The 14,884-nt window shown below is 32.3% G+C and carries 14 protein-coding genes; 7 read left to right on the top strand and 7 right to left on the bottom strand.

The features are described 5' to 3' along the window. Positions 1–159 precede the first annotated feature (159 nt). The 4 genes from AC6EI2_RS03140 (at position 160) to AC6EI2_RS03125 (ending at position 2,178) form a co-directional block, all read left to right on the top strand. Entirely contained in the window at positions 160–861 is a 702-nt protein-coding gene (locus tag AC6EI2_RS03140) for an esterase/lipase family protein (RefSeq protein WP_498462958.1), read from the top strand. A gap of 456 nt (positions 862–1,317) precedes the next feature. Beyond that, positions 1,318–1,509: a hypothetical protein gene (locus AC6EI2_RS03135; protein WP_498462957.1), complete on the top strand. Its 192-nt coding sequence runs from the start codon at positions 1,318–1,320 to the stop codon at positions 1,507–1,509. Between the two features lie 145 nt (positions 1,510–1,654). Beyond that, complete coding sequence (locus AC6EI2_RS03130) at positions 1,655–1,978, top strand: hypothetical protein (RefSeq protein ID WP_498462956.1); 324 nt, start codon at positions 1,655–1,657, stop codon at positions 1,976–1,978. Further along, positions 1,975–2,178, top strand: coding sequence for a hypothetical protein (locus tag AC6EI2_RS03125; protein WP_498462955.1), 204 nt, complete (start codon positions 1,975–1,977; stop codon positions 2,176–2,178). Before AC6EI2_RS03130 ends, AC6EI2_RS03125 begins: the two co-directional genes overlap by 4 nt. Positions 2,179–2,402: 224 nt before the next feature. On the opposite strand, the gene AC6EI2_RS03120 is transcribed toward AC6EI2_RS03125, so the two are convergent. From AC6EI2_RS03120 to AC6EI2_RS03090, 7 genes are all read right to left on the bottom strand, one after another. Next, the gene (locus AC6EI2_RS03120) at positions 2,403–3,980 is read right to left on the bottom strand and encodes a GMC oxidoreductase (RefSeq protein WP_498462954.1); all 1,578 of its coding nucleotides are present in this window, start codon (positions 3,978–3,980) and stop codon (positions 2,403–2,405) included. Between the two features lie 42 nt (positions 3,981–4,022). Beyond that, on the bottom strand, positions 4,023–4,616 hold the full coding sequence (locus tag AC6EI2_RS03115) for a cytochrome c oxidase subunit 3 (RefSeq protein WP_498462953.1): 594 nt from the start codon (positions 4,614–4,616) through the stop codon (positions 4,023–4,025). Continuing rightward, the gene (locus tag AC6EI2_RS03110; RefSeq protein WP_498462952.1) at positions 4,617–6,308 is read right to left on the bottom strand and encodes a cytochrome c oxidase subunit I; all 1,692 of its coding nucleotides are present in this window, start codon (positions 6,306–6,308) and stop codon (positions 4,617–4,619) included. Between the two features lie 9 nt (positions 6,309–6,317). Then, on the bottom strand, positions 6,318–7,256 hold the full coding sequence (locus AC6EI2_RS03105; protein WP_498462951.1) for a cytochrome c oxidase subunit II: 939 nt from the start codon (positions 7,254–7,256) through the stop codon (positions 6,318–6,320). Beyond that, entirely contained in the window at positions 7,256–7,882 is a 627-nt protein-coding gene (locus tag AC6EI2_RS03100) for a DUF2231 domain-containing protein (RefSeq protein WP_498462950.1), read from the bottom strand. Before AC6EI2_RS03100 ends, AC6EI2_RS03105 begins: the two co-directional genes overlap by 1 nt. After that, entirely contained in the window at positions 7,882–8,376 is a 495-nt protein-coding gene (locus tag AC6EI2_RS03095; protein WP_498462949.1) for a DUF2231 domain-containing protein, read from the bottom strand. The genes AC6EI2_RS03100 and AC6EI2_RS03095 overlap by 1 nt, the downstream gene beginning before the upstream one ends. A gap of 1,356 nt (positions 8,377–9,732) precedes the next feature. Then, positions 9,733–9,963, bottom strand: a complete 231-nt coding sequence (locus tag AC6EI2_RS03090; protein WP_498462948.1) for a hypothetical protein — start codon at positions 9,961–9,963, stop codon at positions 9,733–9,735. A 609-nt stretch (positions 9,964–10,572) separates the two neighbouring features. Here AC6EI2_RS03090 and AC6EI2_RS03085 point away from each other — a divergent pair. From AC6EI2_RS03085 to AC6EI2_RS03075, 3 genes are all read left to right on the top strand, one after another. After that, complete coding sequence (locus AC6EI2_RS03085; protein WP_498462947.1) at positions 10,573–11,550, top strand: FecCD family ABC transporter permease; 978 nt, start codon at positions 10,573–10,575, stop codon at positions 11,548–11,550. Between the two features lie 5 nt (positions 11,551–11,555). Next, positions 11,556–12,332, top strand: a complete 777-nt coding sequence (locus AC6EI2_RS03080; protein ID WP_498462946.1) for an ABC transporter ATP-binding protein — start codon at positions 11,556–11,558, stop codon at positions 12,330–12,332. 181 nt (positions 12,333–12,513) lie between these two features. Next, positions 12,514–14,874, top strand: coding sequence for a TonB-dependent hemoglobin/transferrin/lactoferrin family receptor (locus AC6EI2_RS03075; RefSeq protein WP_498462945.1), 2,361 nt, complete (start codon positions 12,514–12,516; stop codon positions 14,872–14,874). Positions 14,875–14,884: the final 10 nt, after the last annotated feature.

Here is a 14,884-nt window from a genome sequence, read left to right as displayed (position 1 = left end):
CTTCAACACATCGACATGTAATCGCTATTACTAGTAGGAATGATCAAAGAATTCATGTAAATAGTTGGATGACTAAAAATTATTGATATTTTAAAAAAACAATAAGTTAATCATTAAAATAGTTTTTAAGTTAATTCCTTTCAGGTCTTCTACTAAATCATGAATAAATATATTGAACAGCCAATAGTTATCCTTGGTGGTTTCTTGATCGAGGGTAGTTCTTATGGGGATATGAGAGAATATCTTAAAAGTCGATCAAATAAGAAGGTAGTAATAGTTCCAGTAAATAAAATAGAATGGCTTAGCACTAATTGGTCATTTGGTTGGAAGATTATTCTTGATAAGGTTAGTAAAATTGTGAAAGAATTATCGGAAGAATCACCTAAAAAAAAAGTCACTTTAATCGGTCATAGCTCTGGAGGAATGATCCTAAGATTATATTTATCAGATCTTTTATTTAGTGGAAAGATATACAATGGGAAGGATTACGCTAATTGCCTAATTACTCTAGGAAGTCCTAACCAAGCTAAAAGAGCTACGCATCTACGTAATTTTGTAAGCTCTAATTTGCCAGGTAGTTTCTACAGCGCTGATGTTTGTTATGTATCTGTTGCTGGAGAATTAGACTTGAACGGACCTATTGCGACAAAAACCTCACTGAGGTTGAGCAGGTCATCCTATAGAGCATTAAATGGGAATGGAGACGTTATTGGAGATGGACTAGTTCCTAGAGATTCAGCATTGCTAATTGGCTCAAAACAGATAGTTATGAAAGAAACAGCACATGGAAAAGCTTTTGGTGAAGATTGGTATGGTTCTAAAAATAAAGTTGAAGAATGGGTGAATAAATCATTTGAATGAGATGGGGGTAATTTAAATAATATTTTTTCTTTACGTATCTCATTATTGACTAAAGATATATAAATCAAGAACATAAATACACTTAATATGTAGCAATTAATTAAACAAAGAGAGAAAAAAAAACTATAGTAGTAATTTGTTTTCATAATATGGAATTAGATCCAATTACTAAATGGTTAATCCGAATTTCTTCTTCTATGATAATTTCGTTAGTTTTAATTTTGATTATTGCAATACCACTAATAGTTTTTAAAACGAGCTCTTTGATTTATTTAACAAAAGAGATCATTCAGAATGACGTGAAAGATATTCTTACTGGATTGATAGCTAAGATTTAGACTCTACTATATAGTAGAAATAATAGATACAAAACCATCTTTAAAATAGTACTTTAATAATGAAGATAATATGTTCATTTTTTGTTCTTCCCTTGTTATTTTAATAAGTTGTTAGTAGATGCACTTTTCAAGGATGAGAAATAGAAAGAATATTGAGGATTTAATTACTTGTTCTCTGACAGAAGTTTTAAAAAGATCGTTATCTTTAGAGAGAGAGGATCAAATTGCAATTTCTCAAGAGTTTAAAGAATGGATTAATGGTGTGGCCAAAGAGGAGGATATTTGGGTTGTAAATAATCAAATTAATTGATTTAAACAGTAATTGCTTTGATCCCCTTGTCTTAAAGATTTGAGAAACTGTAAGGTAAATATGAAACAATATTTTGTTTCATTTCTTCTAGACTTTTTCGGGCTATTTGAGCGAAAATCACATATCTTAGGACTTAAGAAAACATATGTTTTTATCATCGGCTGATTCTATATTCTTTAAGAATCGAGCGGAATGTTTTAGTAATAGTAAGCTTCATGCCTTAGATCAATATTGGAGTATTAACAATTCACACCCTGTGCACCAGCAAATTCATGAAATAATTGAGAATATTTTAAATAGTAGAGGCGAAAAGAGTATTAGGCAGTCAAGGTCAGATCTCATTAAGAATTTTGAAAGATCCTTATCAATCTCAAACCCTATGGGTCGCTTAAGTGCAAGTATAATCTCTTTTATTTCATATTTTGTTGTTACTAATGTTGATCAAGATAGTCAAATAATATTAAAATGAGTAGTCAATATCAATCTTTAATTGATGCCAGAAATCAATGGCAGAGTGATATAAACATGTACAAAGATTTTCTTAAGGGTGATACTAAAACTTTTGAAGGTAGGTACGGTGCAGAAGAATATATTGCTATGGCAGAGAATAGATTGAATGATATAAACCTAAAGTTAAGGAAAATTGAACAAGAAAATCTAGAGAAATAGATTTAATTCTTAATGTGATAATTATAATTTGACTGTGTATTTGATTTTTCATTTTTTCCAATTAGTAGATAAATAATTGATTCCCACATGATTAAAAAAAATTTTGTGGACTATATCCTATTATTCGAATTTAATTTACTTATAAGATACAACTTTAATAGTAGAATTTAACCATTAGAACAAAATTTTGTACATTCAGTTCCTTCCTATGGATTTGGAGGAAATCACGATCCTCCCCAGCATGTGATCTGGGGATTGATACCTGTCGTTAATTTATCTGCCATACGTAGTGCTAAAGCAATAATCGTCAGGCCATGACCAACACTTGGACAGCTTGGGAAAATACTTGAATCAACAATATATAAATTCTCCAGGTCATGGCATTTACCATTTAGATCTACAACGGAGGAATTGGGTGATGTTCCCATACGACAAGTACCACATGCATATCCAACAACACTTAGAGGCGCTGCGCCTCTTGGGTGAGTAGGGGTTCTTGTTACTACAGCTGTTTTTTTGTCCCGCTCGACCTTGTTTAAAGTATCTAACCATCTATAAACAAGTCGATCATGTGCTTCAAGATTATTATGTAAATAGTTAATTCTGATCTTATTATCGTCAACCCATACTCTATTTTCAGGGTCCGGTAATACCTCCGTCATTGCCCACCAAGTAATAGACCTAGAAGCTAGTCGTTTAAGCCCAAAATCTGGTATTAATTTTGTAATCAATGATAGTACTGGTGGAGATTCGGCAAACAATGCATCTTTCAGGACTCCGCCACCAGATTGAATATGCCCAAGAGGGAAATTTACATTTTTGTCTCCCCAGTAATAGTCATTAATACCAAATGATCTGTTGAAAAGACCATTATTTGGCTCACTAGCTCTTTGCAAAATACATGTTAGTTGAAGATTCATCAAATTTCTTCCTACTTGACCTGAGCTATTACTTAATCCATTAGGATGTTTTGCTGTCCTAGAGTTCAACATTATTACTGGTGTATTAATAGCACCAGCAGCCAAGACAACAATATCTGATGAAAACAACCATATATCGTCTTCTAATTTTACCTCTACACCTTTAATTGCTTTACCACTTGGATTGACATGCAATTTTAAGACATTGGCATTAGTTTTTACTTCTAGCCTGTTCTTATCGGAAGCATATAAACCAAATAATTGAGCATCTCCTCTAGGGAAAAAAGAACAATTTTCATAATTATTATTGTCTTCTTTTAATGAGTCAGGCCAGCTTATTGGCAAGTCATATGGGTGGCATCCATTCCTAATAAGTGACTCTCTAATTAACTCTAAAAAATTTTCTAATTTTCTTGGAGCATTATTGTATTTTCTTTTACGAGGGGGATCTGTTGGGTCTATACCTGCTTTACCATGAACATTAAATAATTTTTCGGCATATTCGTAGTATGGTTCAAGGTCTTCATAACTAAAGGGCCAAGATGGAGATATTCCTTCTTGTAGAGGCGATGAAATAAAATCTTTTTCCCTCATTCGTTGTAGAACCGCACCCCAAATCTTTGTATTACCTCCAAGTGAATAGGCAGTTTGAGGTGCGAAAGGATCTCCATCTGGACCAAACCACTTTTCTCCTAAAGGGTGATATTTTGTTTTTCTAAATAAATCAGTACCTTTTATATTTTGATCTTCAAGAGGTAACTGACCTCCACGTTCAAGTAGTAGTACCCATTTACCTTGTCTACTTAACTCACTGGCAAGAGTAGAGCCTCCCGCCCCACTCCCAACAATTATACAATCATAATGATGATCATCTATAAACATTATTTTCGATATTTTTTTTGAATCTGCATATTAAAATGAAAACTATTGCCACACATAAATTAATACAAATAATATAATCCAAATTACATCTACGAAGTGCCAAAATAGACTTATTGATTCGACTCCCATTTCACCCTTTTCATAATTTCCAGGAATAAATGAACGAAATAACATTAAACCCATTAGTAATATTCCTGTAATAACATGTAAACCATGGAAACCCGTTAGTAAATAAAATAAACTGCCAAATACACCGCTGCTAAGGCTAAATGTTAATTCAGACCATTCAACATATTGACCATAGATAAAATATGACCCCATTAACATTGTTATTAACCAAACGATCCTAAATCCCCAATAATTTTTTTTATGTAAGTATCTTTCAGCAAAATATATAACGAAACTTGAGCTAACTAAAATGATTGTGTTGATTAATGGTTCTCTTACCGCTATACCACTTACGCCGTCAGGATACCAAGTCGGTGCTGAAATTTTTAATACACCATAGCCAATAAAAAAAGCAAAGAAAATAATACTTTCTGAGCATAAAAAAATAATAAAACCTGTTAAATTATGTCCATCATGTTTAACATGACCAGGTGTGTGAAGTAGTGATTCCGATTCTGTTGAAGTCATTTAGGTTTCATCTAGGGCTTTTTTAACATAAAATTCCTCATCAACAACAAAAGGTTTGTTTAACCCATAACAGTAAGGTTCATTAAGTACAGTTGGAATATCTTCTTCAAAGTTCTCATGAGCAGGTGGTGATGGTAATAACCATTCAAGTCCAATAGCATTCCAAGGATTTGGAGGTGCTTTTTTACCTCTAGACCATGAACTAACCATATTTAATATAAATGGAATAGACGCGACACCAAGCATGAAGGCTCCGATACTCGCAATAACATTCCAAATAGCAAACTCTGGATCATAGGAAGCAACTCTTCTTGGCATACCTAGTAAGCCAGCCCAATGCAATGGCAACCAATTAAGTGTTGCTCCAATAAAAGTTAAAGTAAAGTGAACCTTGCCCAGCCCTTCATAAAACATACGACCAGTAAATTTTGGGAACCAGTGATATATTCCTGCAAATATTCCAAATGCAATTGTATTGAAAATTATGTAATGAAAATGGGCAACAACAAAGTATGTGTTCCCAACATGTATGTCAATTGGGACTGTTGCAAGCATTACACCAGTAATGCCTCCAAATATAAAATTAAAAAGTCCCCCTAAGCAGAACAACATAGGTGTATTCAATCTTAAATTGCCACCCCAAAGAGTTGCTATCCATGCAAAAACTTTAACCCCAGTAGGAACAGCAATTAACATTGTTGTAAACATAAAAATATTTCTCATCCACATTGGTGTACCGGTATAAAACATATGATGTACCCAAACCACTAGAGATAATATCGTTATTCCAAAGGAAGCTATGGCTACAAATTTATAGCCAAATAATGGTTTACGAGAATAAACTGGGAACAATTCGGAAAAGATACCAAATACTGGTAAAACCATTACATATACAGCGGGATGAGAATAGAACCAAAAAAAATGTTGAAATAAAACTGGATCCCCACCTGTTTCAGGATTAAAAAAGCTTGTTCCAAAATTAAGATCAAAAAAAAGCATTATTGCTGCACCTGTAAGTGCTGGTAGCCCAAGTAGTTGAAGAATTTGTGCAGCCAATACAGTCCAAATAAAAATAGGCATTCGAAAAAACGACATACCAGGTGCTCTCATTCGAATAATCGTTGTCACAAAATTAAGGGCACCAATAATTGAGGAAACACCCGACAACCCAATTGCTGTTATCCATAACATCTCACCATTAAAGAAAATACCAAGCGGATTTTGAATGCTTACTGGTGGGTAAGACCACCAGCCAGAGGAAGCTGGGCCTCCGGGAACAAAAAAGCTTGCAAGTAATACAATTGAAAAAACTGGCACTAGCCAAAAGGCAAGAGCATTTAATTTTGGGAATGCCATATCTGGTGCACCAATCATTGGTGGTACCAATAGATTTGTTAATCCACTAAGTACTGGAAACAAGAACAGAAATAGCATTACTGTTCCGTGCATTGTGTACAGACCGTTATAAACACTTGGATCAAAAAGATCTGATGGTGGTGTGATCAATTCACCTCTTACTAACATTCCGAGTAACCCACCTAATAACAAGAAGAAAAGAGCGGTTACTATGTATTGGATTCCAATAACCTTCGCATCTGTATTAAATCCAAAAAATCTTCTCCAATTATTTGGAGCTCCAGGTACTGGATGGGTGGCTTTTAAGACACGTTCGTCGTAATTAGTTATTGTCATAAATCAAATCTATCCTTCATGTTGTTGCTGATAATCTCCAGGCTCATTAACCAGAGGTGCTGATTTTGGAGGTACAGTTGCCCATCCTCTATTACCTTTTTCTAATCGTTTTTTGTAAAGAATACCAGCTTGATTTAAACCACTAACAGGTACTTTTTTTACAGTCTTATTTATCCATTTTTGGTAAGAATCTTTTGATTCAACAATTACATTAGTTTGATTTTCAGAAAAATATGTTCCACTGAACATTGAATCTCTTAGACGATAAACACCAGATCTTGTTGGTGTGAGGCTATATTCAATTACACTGCCTGGAATAATATCCTGTTTTAATCGAAAAGCAGGAATATAGAAACCATGTAGTACGTCCTTAGAAATCAATCTAAAGTTAATCTTTTTATTGATTGGTAAATGTAACTCTGAGCTGGAAAAGCCTTCAGGATATACAAACTCCCAGTTCCACTGTCTTGCTATTACATCAATGGGAGCATCACTAAGTTTTAGTCCAAGTTCAGAATTTTCAATTAAATTCTTTTGTGGATCATATTTTGATTTGGATCCTAAATTCTTAAGGGTGCTATTAACATTAGTTGAGTAAATTGCAATTGCAATAACAAGCAAAAGGGGAATTACTGTCCAAACAATTTCTAAATTTGTATTTCCTTCTATGGGCTCTCCAAAACTCTCATCATATTTTGGAGCTCTATTAAATATTAATACCCAACCAATTACACCTGAGCAGCCAAGAAAAATAAAAGTTCCAATTCCTGTCTCAAAGGCAAAAAGATTATCTACATATGGAGCTGCTGCTGATGCTTGAACTGGGAGCCAAGAATATGACCAATTTGCCATTAATTTACTAATAAGCAAATCAATAAATATTGCTATTGATATACCAACAATAGATATAAACCTCTGATTAAAAAGTTTTTTTACTAACGTATTCATTATAAAATACTTGTAAGATCAATTCCTTTAACTAAAAGTTGATCCGCTGTAATATGGACACCAAAATCACTTGCCAACCATGCACCTAAACTACCATGTAATCCCATAATTAAAAGAATGATAGTACCTGAAAATAAATAAGCCCATGATACCTGTCTTCCAAAATCTTTTCTAAATACAAATCTCTGATAACCTCTCCAAACTGTCATAGTAATTAAAATAAATAATATTAAAACTCCTCCTACCCCATGCCAAAGCATAGTAGTAATAGCACCTTGTCCAATAATACTTTTTATCCCCCCTATAGGCACAGCTAAAAGCATTTCAAAGAAGCCTGTAGCAACTGTAAAAAATGTAATAAAGGCAGCCGCAAGTATGTTATACCAACCAACATCATGAAACCCCACTCTAGTCACCGGAAAAGCTAGAAATCTAAGTATTCTCTTCTCAAAAGGATAAAATGCTCCTGCAAAATCAAAAGCTATAGCAATAGCAAATAATCCAATAGTTAAATGGACCAAGTTGGGATGAATTGGTATTTTATAGGGAAGGTCATTAGGACCTAGTGAACTCTGTATCTCTGTGATTGGTGATGTTATTTTAATTAAAATATTATTTATAATCATTATATTATTCCATCTCTTATGGCATTAACTACTGGAACAGTATGTAATCCATAAATCCAAACAAGTTTATCACCTAAATAAACTTGAATACATACAAGAAAACCAAGCATTATGTCTACAAATAAAAAACCTATTGATAGATTATTAGGGTTATTTTGCCTTGAGACATAACGCCAGCCAGTTATTACTGAGAGAATAGCTGCTAATGACCAACCAATCGTACTGTGATAGTTCAAAATATCTTTTGAAGATCCATATGGATTTGCTAATCCTGCTTCAATTTGGCCGAAAATGATAGCAATAAAAATTGCTATCGTCGCAACTATTAAATTAAGAAAACTAACCTCAAAAAGATTAGATCTTTTCGTAAGAATGCCAATAATATCAAAAACAACTGCTATTAATGTCATTGCAATAACAAAGTGAACAATTATTGGATGTATTACATCGATCCAAGGTAGATTCTTTTCATTAAGTGCTGGCAGCAGACTCATTACTACTGAATCAAGCTGGAAATACATAGCATGTTAATTCAATAAAAATGTTAATGGTTTGCTTTTTATCAGGTTGGTTTGTCGAAAAAATATGACATTAAAAGTCCTGATAGAAACTTTCTATAAGTTTATTTTATGATTGCGGGTAAAGCCTAGCTATTTTTTCTTTTTGCTCCTTAATTTTTTTATCTGTTGACGAAAGAGATTTGTTTGAATACATCTCTCGAATTGAGATATATCCTACATAGAACATCATCATTGAGAAAATGAACCCTGTAACTAAGATGAGGATTCCTAATACACTCTGCGGAGCAAGAAATTGTAATCCCAAAGTTTCAGCTAAATACATCAATTAAATAACCACCTTTTAAAATATTATAAAAAAACTCAGATAAACCCATAAAAAAAGATTCATTTGAGGAGTAAATTTAATACATAAAGCATGTTTTAATTTTGAATTAGGTGATTTCACTCTATTAGATATTTACTTGATGATGACAATATTATTTTTTGATCTTTGAATTGATGAAAGCATACAAGATATTCTCAAGGATAAAAAGCGAGACTGATTTTAAAGATATTGATAAAAACCTATTACAGGGCTTAGAATGCAGTCAATTTAATTGTGAAAATAAAAAATTTCTATCAATGATAAAGGAACAAACTATTTCAGCTATTCATAATAAAAAGTATTTTACTACAAAGTCACTAGCAAAAATTCGCAAATTACTTGTATAAAATTAATCTTTTCATAAAAAAAATATTAAAAGTTAATTTGTTCTTTTTTTTATTCAAGGTTAAAAAATAGAAATTCACATAAAAGAAATTCTATTTATCATTTTCAGACTTAACTTATATAAGAAAAAAATATATTCCAAAATCTTCCTCAAGCGATGATATACGAATTTGAATTATTTATTAAGTGTATTTTGAGTTTAATCAAAATGAAAAATTACAAAATTATGATATTGATTTAGATGATAAAACAATAGATAGTGCTCATGCAACAAAAATTTAAATATAGTTCTAGCTATATCTTTCCACTTTATGTCGAGTGATTTTGTACATAAACGCTATTCAAGCTAAATATGTAGAAATAAAAAAACAGCTTTTTTGTTTGATTTGTATAAACTGAAACTTGTAGAGTATAAATTGTTCAAGAAAACATATTGATATCAAGTATATTAAAAGTAAAAAGTACAAACATGGATGAATTAATAAATCCACAACCTACTAATAACACTATAAACATTGGAGAGTATAGAATTTTCTTTAAAGGTATTTGGACCGGTGTGTTGATTTCTTTGGTTGTACATTATTTTACAAATCACTAGAAATGTGATTTGTAAAACTGATTTAGAACGGTTTTAAGACTCCTTTTCCTTCCTCATCTTTTTCCTCTCCTGTATTGGATTCAATAGTATTATATTCAAACTTTCCAAAGAAACCAGACATAAGCCAAATTATTGCAGTCCCAATCGCAATTATTAAACTACCAAAACCTAGTATAAATAGACCTTTAAATAATAAAATCAAACCTGCAGTTACAAGTGTTAGAGAAAAATTAAATAAAATTTGAGGATTCATTTAATTATTTTATTTTGTCTATTTAGTGTAGGTTGTAATCCTTTTTGTTCTTCATGATTATTAGCTTTATCGATAATATTTGTCGGATAATTGTTTCATTTTATAAGTTTATGTCTATCATATTTTACTCTATGATTAATTAACTTGAATTTACATTTAATAAACTTATGTTTTGTTTCGTTAACGATTAATTTAGCTGAAATTTTATTATAAAATCAAATCAGCGCAAGGTAGATATTTTAAATGTTTGGAGTATTTCGCAAACATGAGCAATTGGAGAAACCCATATAATTTTTTGTGGCAGCTTTAAAATATGATCCTTTTGAAAATCCAAAAGTAAGTATTCATATGAACTAATTTTCTAATAGTAAATAATATACTTTTATTTTTAAAGTACTAATTTAAGATTACTATTGACTAACAATATACTAAAAAATAATTGTCTTTAAATTGATTCCTGGGATTATTTCCATTATGTTCTTTAATCTATATTTATTGAACATGTAATATTTGTACATTGCATAAATATCTAAATGCCTATCGTAAAGTTGTAATATTTTTTTTCAGGTGTTTTATAAAAAGCTTCTATATTTATTTAAACAAAAGAATTTGTTTAACGCCACTGTTCTCTTAGCTTTTATTGGTTTAGTCATAATTTTGTCCTTAAGTAGAGGTTCCGTTCAGCTTAGTAATCAAGAAATATTCAAGGCTTTTTTACGACAAGGCGACTTAACTAACCAGATTATTTTTTGGGAACTTCGATTACCTAGATTAATTGCCTCATTATTAGTTGGGTCTGCATTAGGAATGTCGGGTGCTCTCTTGCAGGGAATGCTTAGAAATGGTTTAGCAAGTCCGTATTTGCTTGGAATTTCTGCAGGTTCAGGTTTAGTTATTGTTTTGTTAATTAGCATGGGTTTATGGCTCTCTTGGATCCCAATTGCTGCTTGGGTTGGAGCTATTTTTACTACATTGATTGTCTATTTTTTAGCAAAATCAGGTACTTCCATATCAGTTGAAAGATTGATTCTTGGAGGTGTTGCTCTAAGTAGCCTTTTTGGGTCTATTCAGTCAATGCTACTTTTACAAACTGAAGATGGAAGAGTTCAAGCTGCTTTAACTTGGTTGATAGGTAGTCTTAATTCAAGAGGTTGGGCTGAAATTAAGCTGGCTGCTCCACCAATAGCCTTTGCTTTAGTTGTTGGTTTGTTACTCTCTAGGCAATTAAATTTATTAGGCTTGGGAGATGAATTGTCAGTAGGGTTGGGAAACTCTTTATTTCGTTCAAGATGTTTGATTGGTGCATCGGCAACTCTTTTAGCTGCAAGTTCAGTTAGTGTTGGTGGTTTGATAGGTTTTGTAGGTCTGATTGTCCCCCATGCCGTCCGATTTTTATTTGGAACAGACTATAGAGTTGTTCTTCCATTTTCTGCATTGTTAGGTGCTTTAACACTTAGCGCAGCTGATTTAATTGCAAGATCAGGGACTATTGAATTACCTGTGGGAATCATTACATCACTATTAGGTGCTCCGATTTTTATAGTCTTATTGTATAAAAGACAAAAAGCTTTATCTAGTTTGAGATAGACGTAATGACACTAATAACAAAAGATTTCTCTACCGGTTATGAAAAAAATAATATTATTAAACTTATAAGTCTCTCATTGAAAAAATCTGAGTGGTTAGGAATTGTAGGAGCGAATGGATCAGGCAAATCCACTTTCTTAAAAGGTATTAGTCGTATCCTTAATGCACATAATGGCACAGTTTATTTAGATGGACATGATATTCATAATACCTCTACAAAAGAAATTGCTAAAAAGATTTCTGTATTACCTCAGCATCAAAGATCAAACTTATCACTAACTGTCTATGAATTGGTTTGCCTTGGACGTTCTCCTCATAAAAAATGGTGGGAACTAGACCTTAATGAAAATGATCATTCAAAAGTTGTGAGATCAATTGAATTAACAGATATGACAGCTTTTAAAGATAAACCTGTTGATATATTGTCTGGAGGACAAAGGCAAAGAGCTTTCCTTTCTTTAGCTCTTGCTCAAGATGCCAAAACACTTTTATTGGATGAACCAACAACTTTTTTAGATCTTCGATATCAACTACAATTTTTGGATCTACTCAAAAAAATTAATAAAGAACAAGAAATTTCTATTATTACTGTTATTCATGACTTGAACTTAGCTGCAAGATACTGCGATCGAATAGCAGTACTTAAAGAGGGTCAGTTATTAGCTATTGATTCACCAAGGAAAGCACTTAATAACGACCTTATGAAAAAAGCATTCCAAGTTGAGACATGTCAAATAGAAACACCTATTGGTCTTCAAATCTGCACAATTAAATATGACTAATCCTATCAAAGCCTTAATGCGACTTTCTTTACGTATATTTTGCTTCTAAAGACTGATCTAATTGATACTATTTTGCCCAGCTACAGATTGAATGAGTATTTTTACCGATCATCTTGTATAAATGGCTACTTTTGTTGAATGTTTAAACTCGATTATTGCTTTATAAACCATATATATCTTCTTGTGTGAGGCAAGGGTGAAATTTTTTCGTCAGTTGTTGGTTATTCCAGCAGCAATTTCAGTAGCGGTACCAGTTTCTGCTCAAATAAGTTTTGAAAAAGAAAATTCTAAAATAAAACATGATGAAGTTTCTCAAGATATTTCATCTGGTGGATATTTGATTGCCGATTCGAGTTCTGGGCTTAACAATGACGAATCTGATTCTCTACAAATAACCGTAACTGGAACAAGAAATGAAAAATTTGCAGACGAAGTTCCTGCTTCAATAAAAGTAATTAACTTAGAAGATGCAAAAATTAAAGGTGCTTCTGAATTAAAAGATGTTCTTAGATACGAAACAGGTGTATCTGTTGAGGAAATCAAAAAAGGCGGTTATGCGCCTGGAGCTGCCTCTGAGGGCAATGTAAATATTAGAGGTCTTGATAGAAATAGAGTTTTATTCCTTCAAGATGGAATTAGATTACCCTCTGATTTTGGAGATTCACTTGGTTATAAATATGGTAGAGGTGATTATGTAGACTTTAACACCCTTAAATCAGTTGAGATCCTGAAAGGACCTGGTTCTACTCTTTATGGAAGTGATGCTTTGGGGGGAATACTTTCATATAGATCAATAGAAGCTAAGGACCTTCTTGATAAAGGAGAGAGTTTTTCAGTAGAGATTCCTATTAATTACACTGGTTACAATAGTGGTAAAAGTGGATCGATAAAAATTGCTGGCCAAGATGAATCTATTGGGATAAGTGCGGTAGGTGTTTTTAGTATTTTGGCTTCATCTGAGACGAAACCAAAAGATTTTACAAATCGAGATGAGTGGATAAATAATGTTGATAAAGATGGTCAAACTTTTTATATCAATGCGGAAAAAAAGTTTGATGAATCACAAAAAATCGGAATAATTGTTGAAAAGGTAAATAGAGATTCAGATGTTAGTAGAGGTGCAGAAGCAATAGCCTATGAGAATAGCTCCACATATGTTTATAGTCAGAAAAATCGTGATCTTGAAGTTGAGAAAGATAAAGTAGTTCTTTCTTACAAGTATAAAAACGGTGAACTTGATAAAATTATCGATTCATTCACAGCCAAGGCTTATATTCAAAATAGTAAAATTGATGATACTTGGGATGATAAACTGGTTCTAAGAGGTACACCTCAACATAGAGTTTCTGATTATAAATTAAAAGATGAAGCTTATGGAGTTGATCTTCAATTTGGTAAAGATATAAACGGAAATAAGCTTACATGGGGGCTTGATTTTTCAAACACAAGCAACGAATACTTACAAGATAGAACTACAACATATATAACATCAGGTGTTGTAATTCCGGACAATAAAAAAAGAGTCCCAGATAGTGAAACACAGAGATTAGGTTTATATATTCAAGATGAAGTTACTTTAGGCAATATAGATTTTACTGCAGGTTTAAGATTTGACTCATATGATATTTCAATAAGTAGAGATGATCTATTTAATAACTATTGCTCTGTAGGTGGAACAATGACTTGTTCTGTAGGAGAACTTGATGAAAGTTCAGTTACTCCTAAACTAGGTGGAATATATGATATAAATGATAATTTATCTATATATGGTCAATATTCAAAAGGATTTAGAGCTCCAACATGGGGAGAACTAAATTATGTTCAGAATAATTTGGCTTTTCGTTACCAGATTTTATCTAATCCAGATTTAAAAGCTGAGAAAAGTGATAGCTTTGAATTAGGTTTAAGGGGTAATACTGATAGAAATCAATTTAGATTAGCTACTTTTTATAATACTTATGAAGATTTTATTGCGACAGAGTCAACAATTCAAACAGTTAATGGCATGAGAGGAATATTAGTTCAAAAGCCTGTGAATAAAACTGAGGCAAAGATTTTGGGGGTAGAATTAAATAACGAATTTAAAATATCTGAGGGTTCAAACGGAAAATTTATGTTGATAAATTCCGCTACCTTTTTAAAAGGCGATGATAAAACAGCAGATGAAGCCTTGCCAGATATTGATCCTTTCAAGGCTGTAACAGGTTTGAGATATACAACTGCAGATAATAGGTGGTCTACTGATTTAATAGCTACTTTTGTAGGCAAAGCCAGAGTAGCTGATAGTAATAAAAAAGTTACTTCAAGAGGAAGAACGACTGAGTACTATCATCCTGATGCTTATACTGTCTTTGACGCGATTACTAAATATGACGTAAGTGATTCATTTAATGTTGATTTAGGAATTTATAATTTGACAGATAAGCGTTATTACAATTATCAAAATACTTTAAGTAACGGAGTTTCAACAACCGTTTCAAATCTTGAACGTTATTCACAACCAGGAAGATCAGTTAAAGCTGGATTTACTTTCAAATTTTAAAAATTCTTAT

Source organism: Prochlorococcus sp. MIT2302, assembly GCF_059772385.1.
The sequence above is the reverse complement of the archived record's forward strand: the minus strand, read 5'-3'. Positions and strand labels throughout refer to the sequence as shown.